At 67.6% G+C, this 19,510-nt stretch carries 15 protein-coding genes; 5 read left to right on the forward strand and 10 right to left on the reverse strand.

Annotated features, from left to right (window positions below; translation table 11 throughout):
* Nucleotides 1–2: 2 nt before the first annotated feature.
* The 3 genes from ACSDHM_RS14570 (at nucleotide 3) to ACSDHM_RS14580 (ending at nucleotide 2,844) form a co-directional block, all read left to right on the forward strand.
* Nucleotides 3–719: a fumarylacetoacetate hydrolase family protein gene (locus ACSDHM_RS14570; RefSeq protein ID WP_010481460.1), complete on the forward strand. Its 717-nt coding sequence runs from the start codon at nucleotides 3–5 to the stop codon at nucleotides 717–719.
* Between the two features lie 54 nt (nucleotides 720–773).
* Entirely contained in the window at nucleotides 774–1,178 is a 405-nt protein-coding gene (gene mscL / locus ACSDHM_RS14575; protein WP_072167632.1) for a large-conductance mechanosensitive channel protein MscL, read from the forward strand.
* Between the two features lie 244 nt (nucleotides 1,179–1,422).
* Nucleotides 1,423–2,844 carry a M28 family peptidase gene (locus ACSDHM_RS14580; RefSeq protein WP_111008091.1) on the forward strand — a complete coding sequence of 474 codons (1,422 nt, stop codon included), beginning with the start codon at nucleotides 1,423–1,425 and terminating at the stop codon, nucleotides 2,842–2,844.
* Between the two features lie 126 nt (nucleotides 2,845–2,970).
* On the opposite strand, the gene ACSDHM_RS14585 is transcribed toward ACSDHM_RS14580, so the two are convergent.
* The 10 genes from ACSDHM_RS14585 to ACSDHM_RS14630 form a co-directional block, all read right to left on the reverse strand.
* On the reverse strand, nucleotides 2,971–4,422 hold the full coding sequence (locus tag ACSDHM_RS14585; RefSeq protein WP_151355266.1) for an alanine/glycine:cation symporter family protein: 1,452 nt from the start codon (nucleotides 4,420–4,422) through the stop codon (nucleotides 2,971–2,973).
* Nucleotides 4,423–4,432: 10 nt separating this feature from the next.
* The gene (locus tag ACSDHM_RS14590; protein WP_088496988.1) at nucleotides 4,433–5,419 is read right to left on the reverse strand and encodes a hypothetical protein; all 987 of its coding nucleotides are present in this window, start codon (nucleotides 5,417–5,419) and stop codon (nucleotides 4,433–4,435) included.
* A gap of 166 nt (nucleotides 5,420–5,585) precedes the next feature.
* Nucleotides 5,586–6,419 (reverse strand): TrmH family RNA methyltransferase, encoded by an 834-nt coding sequence (locus ACSDHM_RS14595; RefSeq protein WP_188240658.1) that lies wholly within the window; start codon nucleotides 6,417–6,419, stop codon nucleotides 5,586–5,588.
* Nucleotides 6,420–7,928 (reverse strand): alanine/glycine:cation symporter family protein, encoded by a 1,509-nt coding sequence (locus tag ACSDHM_RS14600; protein ID WP_088496986.1) that lies wholly within the window; start codon nucleotides 7,926–7,928, stop codon nucleotides 6,420–6,422.
* A gap of 180 nt (nucleotides 7,929–8,108) precedes the next feature.
* On the reverse strand, nucleotides 8,109–8,693 hold the full coding sequence (locus ACSDHM_RS14605) for a GNAT family N-acetyltransferase (RefSeq protein ID WP_439426350.1): 585 nt from the start codon (nucleotides 8,691–8,693) through the stop codon (nucleotides 8,109–8,111).
* Nucleotides 8,686–11,811, reverse strand: a complete 3,126-nt coding sequence (locus ACSDHM_RS14610; protein WP_005418827.1) for an efflux RND transporter permease subunit — start codon at nucleotides 11,809–11,811, stop codon at nucleotides 8,686–8,688. The genes ACSDHM_RS14605 and ACSDHM_RS14610 overlap by 8 nt, the downstream gene beginning before the upstream one ends.
* Nucleotides 11,808–12,914 carry an efflux RND transporter periplasmic adaptor subunit gene (locus ACSDHM_RS14615; RefSeq protein WP_111128032.1) on the reverse strand — a complete coding sequence of 369 codons (1,107 nt, stop codon included), beginning with the start codon at nucleotides 12,912–12,914 and terminating at the stop codon, nucleotides 11,808–11,810. Before ACSDHM_RS14615 ends, ACSDHM_RS14610 begins: the two co-directional genes overlap by 4 nt.
* A 273-nt stretch (nucleotides 12,915–13,187) precedes the next feature.
* Nucleotides 13,188–15,251 carry a TonB-dependent copper receptor gene (locus ACSDHM_RS14620; protein ID WP_439426351.1) on the reverse strand — a complete coding sequence of 688 codons (2,064 nt, stop codon included), beginning with the start codon at nucleotides 15,249–15,251 and terminating at the stop codon, nucleotides 13,188–13,190.
* Nucleotides 15,252–15,323: 72 nt separating this feature from the next.
* Nucleotides 15,324–15,743 (reverse strand): DUF2946 family protein, encoded by a 420-nt coding sequence (locus ACSDHM_RS14625; protein ID WP_188240655.1) that lies wholly within the window; start codon nucleotides 15,741–15,743, stop codon nucleotides 15,324–15,326.
* Between the two features lie 757 nt (nucleotides 15,744–16,500).
* Nucleotides 16,501–17,484, reverse strand: a complete 984-nt coding sequence (locus tag ACSDHM_RS14630; RefSeq protein ID WP_061479313.1) for a LysR family transcriptional regulator — start codon at nucleotides 17,482–17,484, stop codon at nucleotides 16,501–16,503.
* 209 nt (nucleotides 17,485–17,693) lie between these two features.
* Between ACSDHM_RS14630 and cysK the strand changes: the two genes are divergently transcribed.
* Nucleotides 17,694–18,653 (forward strand): cysteine synthase A, encoded by a 960-nt coding sequence (gene cysK / locus ACSDHM_RS14635; RefSeq protein ID WP_061479314.1) that lies wholly within the window; start codon nucleotides 17,694–17,696, stop codon nucleotides 18,651–18,653.
* Nucleotides 18,654–18,863: 210 nt separating this feature from the next.
* Nucleotides 18,864–19,463, forward strand: coding sequence for an O-acetyl-ADP-ribose deacetylase (locus ACSDHM_RS14640; protein WP_065185299.1), 600 nt, complete (start codon nucleotides 18,864–18,866; stop codon nucleotides 19,461–19,463).
* The last annotated feature ends 47 nt before the right edge of the window (nucleotides 19,464–19,510 follow it).

Consider the following 19,510-nt stretch of genomic DNA (forward strand, 5'->3'; position numbering starts at 1 on the left):
GCATGTCCGATGTCTCCGATGTGATCCCTGCCGTAGCCCTGCCGCGTGTACCGGTAGCCGGTGGCGGCAGCTTCCCTGTGCACCGCATCTACTGCGTCGGCCGCAATTTTGCCGACCACGCCCGCGAAATGGGCGCGGCGGTGCCGGCGGCCGATGACCGCGGCCGCCCGATGTTCTTCAGCAAGCCGGCCGACGCCATCGTGGTCGGCCACGACGATGTCATCCCCTATCCGCCAGCAACCGCCAACCTGCACCACGAAGTGGAACTGGTGGTGGCGATCGGCCGCGATGCGCCCGCAGGCGAGCTGGCCGTGGCCGACGCCGATGCGCTGGTCTATGGCTACGCCGTCGGCCTGGACCTGACCCGCCGCGACCTGCAGGCCGCGGCCAAGGACAAGGGCCACCCGTGGGACGCGGCCAAGGGCTTCGACGCCTCCGCGCCGATCAGCGAAATCGTCCACGCCGAGGAAGTCGGCGACCTCGCCGCGCTGAACCTGTCGCTGGAGGTCAACGGCGAAGTGCGCCAGCAGGCACTGCTCGACCAGATGATCTGGAACGTACCGGAGATCCTGCATGAGCTGTCCAAGCTGTGGCAGCTGCGTGCCGGCGACCTGGTGTTCATGGGCACCCCGTCCGGGGTGGCTGCGTTGAAGCCCGGCGACCGCTTCAGTGCCCGCCTTGAAAACGTGGCCGAGCGCCACGGCGTGATCGCCGGCTGACATCACCTGCGCTACCCTGCGCGCTGTCCACTTCCCCACCGGAGAAAAACAACAATGGGAATGCTCACCGAGTTCAAGGAATTCGCCATGCGCGGCAACGTCATCGACCTCGCCGTCGGCGTGGTGATCGGCGCGGCCTTCGGCAAGATCGTGACGGCGCTGGTCGAGAAGATCATCATGCCGCCGCTGGGCTACCTGATCGGGCGCGTGGATTTCTCCAGCCTGGCCTGGACGTTGTCGCCAGCCCGGATCGGACCGGATGGCAAGGAGATCCCGGCGGTGGTGGTTGGCTACGGCGACTTCATCAACACCGTCATCCAGTTCGTGATCGTGGCTTTCGCGATCTTCATCGTGGTCAAGGCGATCAACCGGCTGTCTCGCAAGAAGGAAGCTGCCCCGGCGGCGCCGGCCGAAGAAGTGGTGCTGCTGCGCGAGATCCGCGACAGCCTGAAGAAATGAGGTATCGGGCGCCTATGGGCGCCCCTCCCATCTGTAGAGCCGAGCCCACGCTCGGCTGATCTGCAAAAGGCAGCCGAGCATTGGCTCGGCTCTGCAGAAGCAGGCGAAAGCCCCGCCCCGGCGGGGCTTTCGCTTTGCCGGTCATGGCGGAAAACAGCGTTCGCGCCAGCCATGACCTCCCGCCCATGCGCCGGGCTGAACGACTGTTAAGCTCCAAGGCTTAGGTCCCTTCCCGGAGTTGTCCATGCGTCGCCGCGTCCTTGCCATCGCATCCTCCCTCGCCCTGCTGGCCGCCCCGGCCTTCGCGGCGCCGCACACCACTACCCTGCCCCCGGCGTCGCTGGCCACCGCCGCACAGCTGCGCGACCAGGCGCTGGCCGATGACACCGGCTGGAAGGTTGTCGAGTCGCTCACCACCGAGATCGGTCCGCGCATCGCCGGCAGCGAAGCCGACGCCCGCGCCGTGGCCTGGGCCGAAGCCAAGTTCAAGGCCCTCGGTTTCGACAAGGTGTGGAAGGAGCCGGTGACATTCCCGAAGTGGGAGCGGCGCAGTGAACACGCCGCCGTGACCGGCAGGAACCCGCAGCCGCTGCAGATCACTGCACTGGGCGGCAGCCCAGGCGGCACCGTGGAAGCCGAGGTGGTGCGCTTCGCCGACCTGGCCGCGCTGCAGGCCGCACCGGCGGGCTCGCTGAAGGGCAAGATCGCCTTCGTCGATTACCAGATGCTGCCCTTCCGCGATGGCCGCGATTACGGCCGCGGCGGTGCGATCCGCAGCAAGGGGCCGTCCGAAGCGATCCGCAAGGGCGCGGTCGGTTTCCTGATGCGCTCGGCCGGTACCGACTCGCACCGCGTGCCGCACACGGGTATCACCCGTTTCGATGACGGCCTGACCCCAGTGCCGTCGGCCGCGCTGTCGGTGCCCGATGCCGACCAGCTGGCCCGCCTGCTGGCGCGTGGCAGCACCACGGTGAAGATGGCACTGGATTGCGGTTGGGATGGCACCGCCACCTCCTACAACGTGATCGGCGAGATCACCGGCCGCAGCCTGCCGAAGGAAGTGGTGGTGATCGGTGGTCACCTGGATTCGTGGGACCTGGGCACCGGCGCGGTGGATGACGGCGCGGGCGTGGGCATCACCATGGCCGCAGGCCACCTGATCGGCCAGCTCAAGCAGGCACCGAAGCGCACCATCCGCGTGATCGCCTTCGCCAACGAGGAACAGGGCCTGTACGGCGGCAAGGCCTACGCCGAAGCGCACGCGAAGGACGTGGCCCTGCACCAGCTGGCCGCCGAGAGCGACTTCGGCGCGGGCCGCATCTACGCCTTCAATACCGGTTCGCCGAATCCTGCAGGCTCGCGAGAAGCGACGAAGCAGATTGCCGAAGTGATGAAGCCGCTGGGCATCGAGTACCAGGCCGACAAGGGTGGCCCGGGCCCGGACGTCGGCCCACTGGCCGCCAAGGGCGGTGCGTGGGCGTGGCTGGCGCAGGATGGCTCGGACTACTTCCACCTGCACCACACCGCCGACGACACGCTGGACAAGATCGACCCGAAGGCACTGGCGCAGAACGTGGCCGCGTACACCGTGTTCGCCTACCTGGCGGCGGAAGCGGATGGCAGCTTCGGTAGCGAGGCCAAGGCGACCACGCCGCCGAACGAATGATGCGCTAGCGCCGGGCCATGCCCGGCGAGCACAGCGGGACGAGCGGTGCGAACCGAGGTTCGCACCCATCGGGTGATGGCGTGGGTCAGACCCCTCGCCATGGCGAGGGGTCCGCCCTCGATCCAGTCAGCCTTCCCACACGCTGGTGTTGCGCACGCCCAGCAGTTTCGGGTTGAACAGTGGATCCTTGCCGGCATGGCGATGCTGCTCGTAGTCCCGCAGCGCCGCCAAGGCCGGTTTCTGCAGCAGCAGGATGGCGATGATGTTCAACCAGCTCATCAGGCCGACGCCGATGTCACCCAGCGACCAGGCCACCGTTGCACTGTTCACCGCCGAGTAGCCTGTTGCCGCCAGGAACAGCAGCTGGAAGCCGCCGATCACCCAGGGTGCCGGAAGGTTGCGGCACAGATAGCTGACATTGGTCTCGGCCATGTAGTACAACGCCAGCAGTGTGGTGAACGCGAACGGCAGGATCGCCAGCGCCACGAATGAACGGCCGAAGCCCGGCAATGCCGATTCCACCGCATGCTGCACGAAGCGTGGCCCGGCCTCGACGCCCGGCAGATTGCCCAGCAGCAGGCGCGTCTCATCCGGAATGCCGTTCACTGCCGGGTCGTAGACGTTGTACAGGCCCGTGGAGAGGATCAGGAAGGCCGTGGCACTGCACACCACCATCGTGTCGATGTAGACCGAGAACGACTGCACCAAGCCCTGCTTGACCGGATGCGAGACTTCCGCGGCAGCGGCCGGATGCGCGCCACTGCCCATACCGGCCTCGTTGGACAGCACGCCGCGGCGCACGCCCCACTGGATGGCAGTACCGATCATCGCGCCGAACGCTGCATCCACGCCGAATGCACTGCGCAGCACCAGCATGATCACCTCCGGCACCTTCTCCGCGTTCAGCACCATCACCAGCGCCGTGACCAGCAGGTAGGCCACGGCCATCAGCGGCACCACCCATTCGGCCACGCGCGCAATGCGCCGCACACCGCCGATGAGGATGGCGCCCAGCACCACCAGCAGAACCGCGGTGGTGGTCATCACCGGTACGTCCCAGGCTTCGTTCACCGCACTGGTGATCGCATTGGACTGGGTGCCGGCCAGCATCGCGCCCGCCAGCACCGTCACCAGTGCGAACAGCACTGCATACCAGCGTTGGCCGAGGCCTTTCTCGATGTAGTACGCCGGGCCGCCCCGGTACTGCCCTTTGCCGTCTCGATCCTTGTAGATCTGCGCGAGCGTGGATTCGATGAAAGCACTGGACGCGCCGAGGAAGGCGACGATCCACATCCAGAAGATCGCGCCGGGGCCGCCGAAGGCGATGGCCATGGCGACGCCGGCGATGTTGCCGACGCCCACGCGGCTGGACAGCGAAATGGACAACGCCTGGAACGGTGAGACGCCGGCATCGGAGCGCTCATGGCGGAACATCAGGCGCAGCATGTCCGGCAATGCACGCAACTGGATGAAGCGTGTGCGCACGCTGAAGTACAGGCCGGCGAGCAGGCACAGCACCACCAGGTAGGGGCTCCAGACGACGCCGAGGATCGTGTTGACGATGGATTCGATGTTCATCGGCGGCCCCTCAGAAGAACATGCCCAGGGCAACCTGGGGGCTGACGATTCGACTGGTGTTGCGGCCCGCCACGCTGAACTCCACGCCGGCGATCAGGCCCAGCGTCGGGCTGAAGTGGTACTCCACGGCCGGCGCCAGGGTGACGCTGCGGCTGGCCGGGCGATGTTCGTCGATACGCTCGAAGGCACCGCTTGCGTTGCGCGCGAATCCACTCAGGCGCTGTCCGGTCTCACGGCTGGCGGCTACTTCCATCACACCTACCCAGCGCGAGTTGAAGCTGTACTCGGCACCCACCGACAGGCCCAGCACCGAGCCGCGGGAGATGTGGCCCTGGAAGCTGTCATCGGTGCCGTAGACGCTGGCCCCGGAAATCGCCGTGCGCGACGGCGCCGGCCCGGCGCTGAGCTGGGCACGCCAGCGCAGCGGACGCTCGTTGCCCAGCCACACCACCTGCTGCATGCCCAGCGCGGCGGTGGTGCGCTGCACGCCGTCGCCCTGTGCATCGAGTGGATTGCCGGTGATGCGGTCATGGCTGCCGGTGCTGAAGCGCTGCACCAGCGCGACCGAGATGGCCGGGCGCGTGCCATCGGCGTTGGGCGCCTGCAGCAGGTACTGCAGGCGCGCGGTGGTATCGCCAGCGCGGAAACCGCTGCTGCGTGCGCTGCCCTGTTCGGCGCGCGATGCACTGAGATTGACCTGGCCCATCACCCGGTCGCTGAAGCCGTAGATGATCGGCACCACCGTGGCCCATGCACCGCTACGCTGCCCACTGCGGCGGCGATGGCCGCCATCGTCATAGTGATCGCGACTGTCGACCCTCACCAGATAGGGTTCGATGTACCAGTTGCCCTGCGGCAGGCCGGCCGGATTGGGGGTGATCAGCGGCCCGGTGAAGTTGACGCCGTCCAGGCTGCGTTCGCCGGCTGCGGCACGGCCGCTGGCAAGGACACTGGTCAGTACCAGCAATGCGATGAGGATACGGCGTGGGTGATGCATGGCAGCCTCTTCTGGACAACGTGGGATGGAGTTCCACCCTGCGTTGCCGGAAGCGGCTGACCAATAAGGAAACTTTCAAAACGTCATGCGCGCTTGACGCGTTTACCACCCCTGGAAGGGGTCAGAGCCCTCGCCTGCGGCGAGGGATCCGACCCGGGATACCGGATCAGCCGCGACGGCTCGCCCATTGCGCCAGCAGCACGGCCGTGGCCGAGGCCACATTCAGGCTCTCCACGGCGCCGCTGCCGGGAATCGAGACCTGCAGGTCGCACGCCCCCGCCAGGCTGCGGTCCATGCCCTCGCCTTCGGCGCCCATCACGTACACCAGCCGCTCCGGCAGGGACGCGCGGAACACGTCATCCCCGCCCTCGACCAGGGTCGCGGCCAGGCCGAAACCGGCTGCGCGCAGTTGCGCCATTGCCTGAGCGGTCTCCGGCAGCTGCACCAGCGGCACCGCTTCGGCACCGCCTTCGGCCACGCGCGCGGCGGCGCCGGACAGGGCCAGCGTGCTGCCGGCCGGCAACAGCAGCGCCTTGGCACCGAAGTGCGCGGCCGAGCGCAGGATCGCGCCGAGGTTGTGCGGGTTGCCCACACCATCCAGCCACAGCGCCAGCGCCGGGCCGTCACCGACCTGCTGCAGCCACTGCGCCAGCGGCGGTGCCGGGGCGCGCAGCACGTCGGCCACCACACCTTCGTGGTGGGTGGTGCCGGCCAGCTTGTTCAGATCGCCGTCTTCAACCACGCGGTAGCCCACGCGGTTGGCCACGCACCACTTCAACAGCGGCTGCAGGCGCGGGATGCGTGCTTCCAGCAGGTACAGCTTGCGCAGCGCCTGCGGCCGCGCTTCGAACGCAGCCAGCACGGCATTCAGGCCGTACAGACGCAGCTCGTCGCTGCCACCGCGCCCACCACCGCCCGTTGCCGGCACTTCCGGGCGCGGCAACGGCGTTGCGCGCGGCGGACGGGCGGACGGGCGGCGGTTGTTCCAAGGGTTGTTCACTTACACACTCTCCTGCTTGCGCTGGCGCCAGAAATCGGCGTTCTTGATGCCCAGGGCATCAGGGTCGAACACCGGATCCAGGCCCAGCTTCTTCTGTCGTTCGTAGTCACGCAGGGCCAGCATCGCCGGCTTCTGGATGATGAGGATGGCGATGATGTTCAGCCAGGCCATCAGGCCGACGCCGATGTCGCCCAGCGCCCAGGCCAGGGTGGCATTGTGGAACGCGCCGAACACCACCATGCCGATGATGCCCAGGCGCAGCAGCAGGACGGTCAGCGGCCGCTTCCTGTTGTGGTTCACATAGCTGAGGTTGGTCTCGGCCATGTAGTAGTACGCCATGATGGTGGTGAAGGCGAAGAAGAAGATGGCCACCGATACGAACGCCGAACCCCAGCCCGGCAGCACCGCTTCCACGCCGGCCTGGGCGTAACCGGCGCCTTCGGGAATACCGGCCAGGCCCTGGAAGATCGGCGCGGCACCCTCCACCGGCGAGTACACGTTGTAGGTGCCGCTGGCCAGGATCAGGAACGCGGTGGCGGTGCACACCATCATGGTGTCGAAGTAGATCGCGAAGGCCTGCACGTAGCCCTGCTTGGCCGGGTGCGAGACTTCCGAGGCAGCCGCCGCGTGCGGGCCCGAGCCCTGGCCGGCTTCGTTGGCGTAGATGCCGCGCTTGATGCCCCACTCCACCGCCAGGCCCATCATGGCGCCGAATGCGGCATGCGTGCCGAAGGCACTCTTGAAGATGATGCCGAACATTTCCGGCACGCGGTCGTAGTTGATGATCATGATGATGATGGCCATCAGGATGAAACCGGCGGCCATGAACGGCACCACCACTTCGGCGAAGTTGGCGATGCGCTTGACGCCACCGAAGATCACCACGCCCAGCAGCAGCGCCACCACGATGCCGATCCCCAGCTTCAGCGCCTGCACCGATTCCATGCCGAAGGCCTGGCCATCGAGCGGACCGCACAGCGCGGTGCCACGGCAGGCGTTGATGATGCTGTCGGCGATGGCGTTGGCCTGCACGCCCGGCATCAGGAAGCCTGCGGCGATGATCGTGGCGATGGCGAAGGCCAGCGCATACCACTTCAGGCCCATGGCCTTTTCGATGTAGTACGCCGGGCCACCGCGGTAGCGGCCTTCGGCGTCCTTGGTCTTGTAGATCTGCGCCAGGGTGCATTCGACGTACGAGGTGGATGCGCCAAGGAAGCCCATCACCCACATCCAGAAGATCGCACCGGGACCGCCGAAGGCGATGGCGGTGGCCACGCCAGCGATGTTGCCGATGCCCATGCGGCCGGCCATCGACATGGCCAGCGCCTGGAACGAGGACACGCCGGCGTCGGATTTCTCACCCCTGACGGTGAGGCGGCACATCTCCAAGAAGCCACGGATCTGCATGAAGCGGGTGCGCAGGCTGAAGAACAGGCCGGCGCCCAGGCACACGAAGATCAGTGCCTTGCTCCAGATGATGCTGTTGATGAAGTGTACGGTTGCTTCCACGCGCGCTCTCTCCAGTCGGCGGGTTGTAAGGACGTCCCGTCGGCTGGAGGGGACCGGTCGATTCTCCCTGATCGCAGGCCGCTGCGGTAGCGCTGTTTTGCAGAGCCGAGCCCATGCTCGGCTTGGGCTCCCGAGGGCAGCCGAGCATGGGCTCGGCTCTACAGCGGCCAGCCCGCGTGTTCAGGGCAGCTGCGTGCGTACCCGGGCAAAACGGCGCAGGTCGTGCAACACGCCGCGCTTGTAGACCGCGCAACGTTCCACGCCCTCTTCCTGGAAGCCGTTCTTCTCCAGCACCCGGGCCGAGCCGAGGTTGAAGTCGACCACGGTGGCCTGCAACCTGAACAGGCGCAGCTCATCCATCACCCACGGGGCGAACAGGCCGACCACGCGGGTCATCAGGCCCTGCCCCCAATAGGCCCGGCCCAGCCAGTAACCCAGTTCGGCGGTATGCCCACGCTCGGCCACGCCCTGTTGGGCACCGACGCTGCCGCAGGCCTGGCCGTCGATCTCGATGGCCAGGTTCAGGGTGCCGGGAGCCAGCACGCGGCCGGCGAGGAAGGCCTCGCCATCCCCGCGCGTGTACGGGTAAGGGAAGCGGTCGCGCAGACCGCGCGATACCTCGGCGTCGTTGGCGTGGCGCAGCAGGGAGTCCAGGTCGTTCGGGCGCCAGGGGCGCAGCTGGAAGCCGTCGCCTTGCAGGTCTGGGGTCAGAGCCCTTTCCCTTTGGGAAAGGGATCCGACCCCGCCGGCGTACCGGTCAGGCATGACCGCCTACCGAGGGCGACTCGGCTTCCTGCTTCTCCAGCTCGCGCTTCACCGCTTCGGGCGAACGGGTGTACGGTGCCAGCCGTGCGTAGAACGCCGGCACCACGAACAGCGACAGGAACGTCGACAGAGTCACGCCGAAAATGATCACGATGCCGATCGTGCCACGGCTGGCCGAACCAGGCCCCCCGGCGACCACCAGCGGGATCGCGCCGACCACGGTGGCGATCGAGGTCATCAGGATCGGGCGCAGGCGCACCATCGCCGACTCGATGATCGCCTCGCGCACGCTGCGCCCATCGTCGCGCAGCTGGTTGGCGAATTCGACGATGAGGATGCCGTTCTTCGCGGCAAGGCCGACCAGCATCACGATGCCGATCTGGCTGAACAGGTTCACCGTACCGCCACTCACCCACAACCCGACCAGCGCGCCGAGCACGCCCAGCGGCACGGTCAGCATGATGGTGAGCGGATGGATGAAGCTCTCGAACTGCGCGGCCAGCACCAGGTACACCACCAGCAGCGCCATCGCGAAGGTCAGCAGCACCGCGCCGCCGGCGCTCTGGTACTCGCGCGATTCGCCCTTCCAGTTCACCTGCGCGTACTGCGGCAGCTCTTCCTGGGCTACGTTCTGTGCCCAGGCGATGGCCTCGCCCAGCGGATAGCCCGGCGCCAGGCCGGCACTGATGGTGATCGAGCGCAGTCGGTTGAAGCGGTTCAGGGTGCCGGCCTCGGCCACTTCACTCAACGTGACCAGGTTGGACAGCGGCACCAGCTCGCCGGAGTTGGCGCGGACGCGGATCGCGGCCAGGTCGGCCGGGCTGGCGCGACCATCGCGACCGGCCTGCACCAGCACGTCGTACTCCTCGCCGTTGTCGACGAAGGTGGTGACGCGACGCGAGCCCATCATGGTTTCCAGCGCCGAACCGATCGCGGTGACCGGCACGCCGAGATCGGCCGCACGCTGGCGGTCAATGTTCACCCGCATCTGCGGCCGGGTTTCCTTGTAATCGGAATCGGGGCCGACCAGGCCGGGATTGTCGGCCATGCGCAGCAGGATGCGGTCGCGCCACTGCGCGATCTCGGCATATTCCGGACCGCCCAGCACGATCTGGAACGGTTGGCCGCCGCTGCGCACCAGGCCACCACCCACCTGCGTGCGTACGCGCACGCCGCGGATGGTATCCAGTTCCTTCTGCAGTTCGTTGGCGACTTCGGGCGTACCCTCGCTGCGCTGGCGCCACGGCTGCAGGAAGATGCTGACGCGGCCGGTATGCATTTCCTCGCTGGCGCCCCAGCCGCCCGGCACGCGGGGGTTGGCACGCACGATCGGCTTGTCCGGGCCGACATGCGGTGCCAGCAGCGCTTCCACCTGCTGCACCTGCTGCACGGTGTAGTCGTAGCCGGCGCCTTCCGGGCCGTCGATCATGATCTGGAACGAACCACGGTCTTCGGCTGGCGCCAGTTCCGACGGCAGCAGCTTGAGCAGGCCCCAGCTGGCGGCCAGCGCAGCCACCATCACCAGCAGGTAGATCCAGGTGCGGTCGACGTGGTGATCGAGCACTCGCCCATAGGCACCCGCAAGGCGTTCCAGGTTGCGGTTGATGAAGCCGTGCAGGCCCCGCGGGGCCTGCCCGGTATGCGGCTTGAGCAGCTTGGAAGCCATCATCGGCGTCAGCGTGAGCGCAACGAACGCGGACAACGCCACGGCAGCGGCCAGCGCCACGGCCAGTTCGCGGAACAGTCGCCCGGTGTTGCCCTCCAGGAAGCCGACCGGCAGGAACACCGCCACCAGCACGGCAGTGGTGGCGATCACCGCGAAGGCGACCTGCGCGGTGCCGCGCTTGGAGGCCACCAGCGGTGGTTCGCCCAGGTCGATGCGGCGCTGCACGTTTTCCACCACCACGATCGCATCGTCCACCACCAGGCCGATGCACAGCACCAGCGCCAGCAGGGTCAGCAGGTTGATCGAGAAGTCGAACGCATACAGCGCGATGAACGCCGCCACCAGGCAGACCGGCACCGTCACCGCCGGAATCAACGCGGCGCGGAAGCTGCCGAGGAACAGCCAGATCACCGCCAGCACCAGGATCATCGCTTCCACCAGGGTGGCGTAGACGCGGTCCACTGCAGCTTCGATGAAGGTGGTGTTGTCGAAGGCGACGAAGATCTGCGTGCCCTTGGGCAGGGTCAGCGCCACCCGCTCGGCCTCAGCGCGCGCAGTGCGTGCCACGTCCAGCGAGTTGGCGGTGGAGGTCTTGACGATGCCCAGGCCGATGCCGGGCTCGCCGTTGCTGCGGTAGTACGCGCGGCGTTCGGCCGAGGCCAGCTCGATCTTCGCCACGTCGCCCATGCGCACCACGTAGCCGTCGCGGCCCTTGCCCAGCGGGATGGTCGCGAAATCCTCGGGCTTGATGTAGTTGCGTTCCACGCGCAGGGTGAAATCGCGGTCGGTCGACTCGATGCGGCCGGCCGGCAGCTCCACGTTCTCGTTGCGCAGTGCGGTTTCCACGTCGCCGGTGGTCAGCCCGCGCGCGGCCAGCTGGTCACGGTCCAGCCAGATCCGCATCGCATAGCGCTGGCGGCCGCCGATGCGGACCTGGGCCACGCCATCGAGGCTGGAGAAACGATCGACCACGTAGCGGTCGGCGTAGTCGCTCAGCTCCAGCGTGTCCATGGTCGAGGACACCATGTTGAACCAGATGATCGGGTCGGCATCGCTCTCGACCTTGGCAATCTCTGGTGGCCGCGCCTCTTCCGGCATGCGGTCGGCGACGCGGCTGACCGCATCGCGCACGTCGTTGGCCGCTGCTTCGATATCACGGTTGGAGGTGAACTCGATGCTGACCTGCGAGCGGCCGTTGGTGCTGCGCGCGTTGATCGTATCGATGCCTTCGATGCCAGCCAGCGCATCTTCCAGCACCTGGGTGATGCGGCTTTCGATGACCGCCGCCGACGCGCCGGTGTAGTCCACCGACACCGAAACGATCGGAGGGTCGATGGCGGGCAGTTCGCGCAGGGTCAGGCGGGTGAAGGACATCACGCCCAGCACCAGCAGCAACAGGCTCATCACCACGGCGAACACCGGCCGCTGGATGGAGATGTCGGACAGCTTCATCCGCCGTGGCCCTCGGTCGCGACCGGCGCCGGCGCGTCAGCCGGTTTGGCGCCGGAGGCCGGTGCGGCGTCCTTCGCAGCGACCTTCAGGCCCGGGCGCAGCTTGCCGGTGCCATCGACCACGATGCGCTGGCCTGCTTCCAGGCCCTGCCGGATCTCGACCACGCCGGCACGGCGCGCGCCGGTGACCACGTCCACCCGCTCGACGCTGTCGTCGGCCTTGATGCGGTACACGAAGGTATCGCGGCCGACCTGTACCACGGCGATTTCCGGGACCACCAGCGCCGGGCGCTCGGGGCGGAACAGGCGCACGTCCAGCAGCATGCCCGGGCGCAATGCGTGGTCGCCATTGGCGAAATCGGCGCGCACGGTCACCGCACGGGTGGCCGGATCGATGCGCGCATCGATGGTGCTGACCACGCCCTCGAAGGTGCGGCCCGGCCAGGCCACGCTGGTGGCACTGACCTTGTCACCAACGCCCAGCGCAGCCAGCTCCACTTCCGGCACCTGGAAATCGACATGCATGTGCTCGATGTCGTCGAGCGTGGCGATGACCGTGGTCGGGGTCAGCAGCGATCCCGGACTGACCTGGCGGATGCCAAGCACACCGGCAAAGGGCGCACGCACGCGGCGGTCGCCAATGTCTGCCTGCATCTGCATCACGCGCGCCTCGGCGGCGTCGCGGATCGACTTCTGCGTATCCAGCGTGGCGCTGGACACCAGCCGCTGGGCGGCCAGTTCGCGCTGGCGCTTGTACAGCTGATCGGCTTCATGGAAAGTGGCCTGCGCCTGCACCAATGCGGCTTCCTGGGCCTGCCCGCGCAGCGTCACGATCGGCGCACCGGCAGCAATGTGCTGGCCGCTCTCGAAGTGCACTTTCTCGACGATCTCGCTGACTTTGGCAGTGACGCTGATCGACTCGCGCGCCTTGGCCGTGCCCAGTGCCTGCAGGGTGTCGTTCCACTGCGTGGGCTGCACGACCTGCGCAGTGACCGGCACCGCTTCGCCCTGCCGACGTGCGGCGGCCTCCTGTTTGCCTGCGCACCCGGCCAGCACGGCCAGGCTGAGGCCGAGGGCCAGGGTCGAAGCGATACGAGCCAACATGAACGGTCCTGATTGATCCACGGCCGCCGAGTGTAGGCAAGTGCCCATAAAAGCGGTATGTGCCAAGCGTTTACCGGCGTGGAACCAAGGCTGCGATAGCGCCTTGAACCCGTTCCGTGCAAGGCTGCCATGGGCGGTGTCGGCGTGTGTCGGGGTGTATCCAGTGGTGCACCACCGCGGCCGTCATCGTAGAGTCGAACCTGCCCGACCGAGGGCGTCGGGCGGGGACGGATCCTGGCGGGGATCCGGCCCCGTTTTTTTATGCCCGGCGGATCAATACCGGTAGTTCAACTTCATCCACGCGCTGCGCCCCGGCTCGTTGAAGCGCACCGGGTCGGCCGGGAAGCCGAAGTCGGCGCTGCCGGCCAGGTTCAGGTGCTCGCTGTAGGCGCGGTCGAACAGGTTGTCGACGCCGGCGCTGAGCTGCAGCTGCGAACTGAAACGGTACGCGGCATTGAGCGCGAAGGTGGCAAACCCGGCGCTCGGCCCGAGGTCCTGCGCGACCACGTTGCCCTGTCCATCTGCGACACGATGCTGATGGGTCACCGCGCGCAGCAATGCGCCGGCACTCCAGCGCTGGCCCTCCCAGTTCGCACTCAGGCGCGCTTCCAGCGGCGGCATCTGCGGCAGCGGACGCTGCTGGTCGCGGTTCTCTCCCCAGGCATAGGCCAGCGTGCCGCCCAGCCTCCACTGCTCGGTCAGGCTCGCTTCCAACCCGGCCTCGGCACCGGCAATGCGCGCCTCGACGTTGCTGGCCTGGCTCATGCCCATCATGCCGCTGCCGTGGTAGGTGAACAGGATGTAGTCCTGGATCTGCCCGGCATAGGCCGAAACCCAGGCCTGCACGCGCGGTCCCTTGTACTGCAGGCCCATGTCGAGCTGGGTGGTGCGCTCGGGCTGGATGCCGGCAAACGCGTTCACTGCGCCGGCCGGGCCGTGGTTGGGCGAGAACAGCTCCCAGTAGTCGGGCATGCGCTCGCTGTGGCCGAGGCCTGCATACCAGGTCAGGCCGTCGGCCAGGTCCTGCTCATAGCGCAGGAAGCCACTGCCGAGCCACGCCTTGCGCTTCTCGCCGGCCGTTGGGTTGGGCCGGCTGCCCATCATTCCACGGATGGACTGCCGCTCATCACGCATGCTGGCGCGATCGATGCGCAGCCCGCTGATCCAGCGCTGGTCGGTGCCGGCGCCGAGGGTCAACTCGGTGAACACGCCATAGCGGCGGAAGTTGGCATCGGTCTCCCAGACGGCCTGGCGGTAGGTGTCGCGGCCCATGCCCATGCGGCCACGATGGCGGCTGTCCTCGCCATCCATGCCCGCCACCAGTTGCACGTCCTGCCAGCGCCACTCGGAACTGACCCGGCCGCCCTGGGTGCGGCGGTCCACGTTCGACGCCATCGGCATCGGCATCATGCTGTTGGGATTCGGCGTGCGCAGCGTGTAGTTGTCCATCACGTGGTCGGCCTCGTTGTAGTACACGTTGGCCTGCAGCGTGTCCCACGCACCCGGCAGATTGCGCTTCTCGAAGCGCGCGGCGTAGCTGGTGCGTTCGAACGCGGCACCGTCCATGCCGCGCCCCGCGTAGCGTGCGATCGCATCGCCGGCACCGGCAGAAATTTCCAGCAGCGTGTCGGCATCCGGCGTCCAGCCGATCGCCACGTCACCGTTCCACTTGCGCCACTTCGATGGCACCACATCGCCGTTGCCGTCCTTGTAGTCATCGGCTTCGGAACGGTTGCCGCTGGCGCGCACATAGCCGGCCGGGTTGCCCAGGGTCAGGTCCAGCACCTGGTCGTTGCGGTTGCGCGAACCGACCAGCGCGCTGGCATCGGCACGCAGGCCCGGTTCCTCGAAGCGCGGTGTATCGCGTTCGAAGCGCACGGTGCCGGCCGAGGCACCTGCCCCCCAGCGCACGCTCTGCGGGCCCTTGATGATGGTCAGGCGGTCGAAGCTCTCCGGTGCGATGTAGGACAGCGGGTTGTCCATGCGCGAGGGGCAGGCGCCGATCAGGTTGCCGTCATTGCTGAGGATGTTCAGGCGCGAACCCAACATGCCGCGCAGCACCGGGTCACCGTTGGTGCCGCCGTTGCGGATGGCCGAGAAGCCAGGAACGGTCTTCAGGTAATCGGCGCCGTCACTGGCCGGAACCGGCTGCCGCGGCAGGCGTGGATCGGTCACCCAGTGCAGTGGCGACGAAGGCGCGGCGGCGGTGACCACCACCGTATCGAGAGTGCGCGCCTCTTCGGCGGGCGCGGCATGGGCGAGCGTTGCAGCTGCGGCCAAGCCAAGGGCAACCGGCAGGCGCACGCAGGCGCCCGCGGGGCGGGAAGTCATTTTCATCGGAACAGCTCCAAGGTACGCACGCGCACACGGCGCCCGCTCAGGCGTCGTGCGGCAGATTCGACAGGAAAATCAGCGGACGATGGAGGACCGCGGTGGCCCACGCGCGGCGTGTGCCGGCCAGCGCAGTGCCGGCAGTACCTGCTGTGACCACGGGAATACCAGCCGCGGCCGCCACAGCAGCGGCAACAGCAGCACCAATACCGCCAGCCACGGCAGCAGGCGCATGGCCAGCACGCAGTATTCGCAGGCTTCGCCATGCATGGCGTGGGGGTCGGCCGGTGGGGTCGGACTCCGTTGCCCGTGCAAAGGGCTCGGACCCAATGCGGCAGCGTCGTGGTGCATGTGCGCGTGGTCCATGCCTGCCATCGCCGCGTGGTCCATCGGCGGCGCCTGCAGCGCGCGGCTGACCAGTGGCGCAAGCACCATCAGCAGCGTCGCCAGGACGGCGAGCTGCAGCAGGAGGCGCTGCGGGCGGGACAGGCGGGTCACCCTGCTAGTGTAGAGCCGGGTCCCGGGTTGCCCGTGCGACGAACCGTCGCAGGAGGGGGTTTATCGGCAGGGCTGCGCCCTGCACCTGCTGCTAGCTGGAGCAACAGCAACAGCCGAAGCAACATCAAAAGCTGGCTTCCTGTGGGTGGGCGGGGTGGGTCCGGTTGCGGGGGGCGCTGCAAGTACCCCTCCGGGGCCCGGCCCAGCCGCTGGCGGCTGTGCGTTCGGGCGCTTGCGAAGCAGTGCTTCGCAAGCAAAGCGCCCTCACCCATGTAAGCTCGGTCGCCGCATCCATGCGGCTCACGCCCCCGCAACCGGACCCACCCCGCCTTCGACAGATCTCTGCGGTCTGCAGTAGATCCACGCCATGCGTGGATGAATCTCCATCGGAATCGAATATTTCGAATTGGAATCGAAAAGCATCCACGCATGGCGTGGATCTACCGTGTCGACCAAGGTCGACACCTGCCAACAGCCGCCGGAATCTGTCAGAGGTGGGGCGGTGTCGGAGTGCGGGGTGTCAGCCGCATGGGCCCGAGGCATGCCTCGGGCGGGTTGGGCAGGACGCCCAACCCCGGTCTTGCCGTGTGCGCAGGAAAGCGCACACGAGCAAGCGGCTGCCAAGCTTACAGGGACGTACTTGCAGCGTCCCCGCATTCCGACACCGCCCCGCCAACCCACGGAATGCACGCTTCTGCTGTTGCTGTTGCTTGAATGTCGTAGCGGGTGCAGGGCGGCACGCCCTGCTCGACCCACCTCACACCGTGATGGTCTGGGTCAGTGACTCCCAGGTCGGGGGCACCGGCCACGCTGCGGCCTGGTTGCCATCCAGCACCCGCCGCAGGTCGCGCGGATCAATCTGTGGGGCCAGCACATGCACCAGCTCCAGCGCGTAATCACGCAGCACGCGGTCGCGCGGCAACACCGCCCAGGCGATGCACTCGCTGATCGGATCCGGCGCCGGCCACGACCTCAGGTCTTCGTCATTGGAACTGACCGCCATCTCGGCCAGCAGGCCTACGCCCAGCCCCGTGCGCACGTAGGTCTTGATCAGGTCGGCATCGAGCGCGGTCAGCGCCAGGTCGGGCACCAGCCCATTGGTGGCGAAGGCGCGTTGCAGGGATGAGTTCGGTCGGGTTGAGGATTCGTAGCTGATCAGCGGCTGGCGGGCCAGCGCGGCCAGGTCCGGTGCGCGGCCGGCGCGGTCCAACGGGTGGCCCTTGGGTACCACCACCAGGCGTCGCCAGCGGAACAGCGGCACTGCGATGCCATCGGTTGGCTCACCGCCTGCGGTGCTGATGATGGCGATATCGGCGTCACCCTGGTTCAAGCGGTCCAGCGCGTCGGTTTCACCGGCCTGCTGCAGGTGCACGCTGACCTGCGGATAGGCCTGCTTGATCGCCGCCACCGCCGGCGGCAACACGAAGCGCGCCTGGGTGTGCGTGGTGGTCAGGATCAGCTGGCCCTGGCTTTCGCGCCGCTGGTTTGCCGCGTACGTACGGATGTTGTTGGCTTCGGCCAGCACCGCGCGGGCACGCGCGATGACTTCGGTTCCGGCCGGGGTAACCGACTCCAGGCTGCGCCCCTTGCGCACGAACAACAGGAAGCCGAGCTCGTCCTCCAGCTGCTTGAGCTGCTTGGAGAGGCCGGGCTGGGTGGCGTGCACGCGCGAGGCGGCCAGCGTGATGTTCAGCTCGGCGTCGGCGATGGCTACCAGGTAGCGCAGCTGGGTCAGCGTCATGGGCAGGCAGGCGGCATGGGGCGGACGTCCACTCTAGGGTCAATTGCCGTCACCAGCTTATAACCAAAGGTTGTTTAAGAAAGGTATCTGGTCATTTCCGGGCGTCATATGCCGGCGCTACGGTCAGCCGGCAGCCGCTGGCCTGAACGGCCAGCCCTCCCCCCTTCGCCCGCCGTAACCCGGCGCGGCCCCGTTTCCGGAGCGCTCCCATGGCCCTGTACGACTCCATCCTCGATACCGTCGGCAACACCCCCATCGTCAGGCTGCAGCGCCTGGCGCCGCCACAGGTCAGCGTCTACGCCAAGGTCGAGTCGTTCAACCCGGGCGGCTCGGTGAAGGACCGCCTGGCACTGGCGATCATCCTCGATGCCGAAGCACGTGGCCTGCTCAAGCCGGGTGACACGATCGTGGAGGCCACCTCGGGCAACACCGGCGTAGCACTGGCGATGGTCGCCGCCGCGCGCGGCTACAAGTTCGTGGCCACCATGGTCGAAACCTTCTCGGTCGAGCGCCGCAAGCTGATGCGTGCCTACGGCGCCAAGGTGATCCTGACCCCGGCCGCCGAGCGCGGCAGCGGCATGGTGCGCAGGGCGGCCGAGCTGGCCGAGCAGCACGGTTGGTTCCTGGCCAGCCAGTTCGCCAACCCGGCCAACCCGGCGTATCACCGCAACACCACCGCTGCCGAGATCCTGCGCGACTTCGCCGGCAAGCGGCTGGACTACTTCGTCAGCGGCTGGGGCACCGGCGGCACGCTCACTGGCGTAGGCGAAGTGCTGAAGGTGGCACGCCCGCAGACCCGCATCATCGCCACCGAACCGGCCGGCGCCGCCCTGCTGAAGGGGGATGACTGGAAGCCGCACAAGATCCAGGGCTGGACCCCGGACTTCGTGCCGGACGTGCTCAACCGCGACGTAGTGGATGAACTGGTCTCGGTCGAAGATGATCGCGCGATCGCCACCGCGCGTCGCCTGGCCGCCGAGGAAGGCATCTTCGTCGGCATCTCCGCCGGCGCCACCGTGGCCAGCGCGCTGGACATCGCTGCCCGCGCTGAACCGGGCTCGGTGATCCTTGCGATGCTGCCGGATACTGGTGAACGTTACTTCTCAACACCGCTGTTCGCCGATGTGAACGAAGGATCCGACGACGACTGGCTGGCCGGCCTGCCGTAACAGCCGGGGTCAGAGCCTTTTCCGTTCGGAAAAGGATCCGGCTCCTTCCCGCTTCAGCCTGCGTGAAGGCGTCGCCCGCCATCGTGCGCGAAGGCCGTTGGATCGCAGCGCGTGAGACGGTCATGACGCAGCATCGATGCCCTGTCCCCTACCGTGGGAACAGCCGGCGCAGATGCTGCGCGGATCACCTCACAGGCAGGAGACGGACGCATGAAGATCGAGGTTTGGCAGGGCGACATCACGACCCTGGCGGTGGATGCGATCGTCAACGCGGCCAATGAAACGCTGCTCGGTGGCGGCGGTGTCGACGGCGCGATCCATCGTGCGGCCGGGCCCGCCTTGCGGGCCGAATGCGAGCAGTTGCCGGAGCTGCGCCCGGGCGTGCGTTGCCCGACGGGTGAAGTGCGCGCCACCGGTGCCCATGCGTTGCCGGCGCGCCATGTACTGCACACGGTAGGCCCGGTCTGGCACGACGGCCAGCGCGATGAACCGGCGTTGCTGGCCAACTGCTACTGGAAGTCACTGCAGCTGGCCGAATCACTGGGCGTGCACTCCATCGCCTTCCCGGCGATCAGCTGCGGCGTGTATGGCTACCCGTTGTACCAGGCCGCGCAGATCGCTGTCACCGAAACACTGGCCTGGCAGCGCAGCCATGCGCAACCGATGCGCATCGTGCTGGTGGCGTTCAATACCGCAACGGCCAAGGCCTACCAGCAGGCGTTGAGCGCCGCCGGGCAAAGTGCTGACAGCGAACCGCGTGGGTCGCTGCTGCCGCCCCTGGGTGATGCGGGCCTTGCCGCCGCGCACTGAATCCGGCGGTCAGCGTCAAGGAAAAGGCCGGGCATTGCCCGGCCTTT

The organism is Stenotrophomonas sp. T8, from assembly GCF_051853085.1.
Lineage (GTDB): Bacteria > Pseudomonadota > Gammaproteobacteria > Xanthomonadales > Xanthomonadaceae > Stenotrophomonas > Stenotrophomonas sepilia.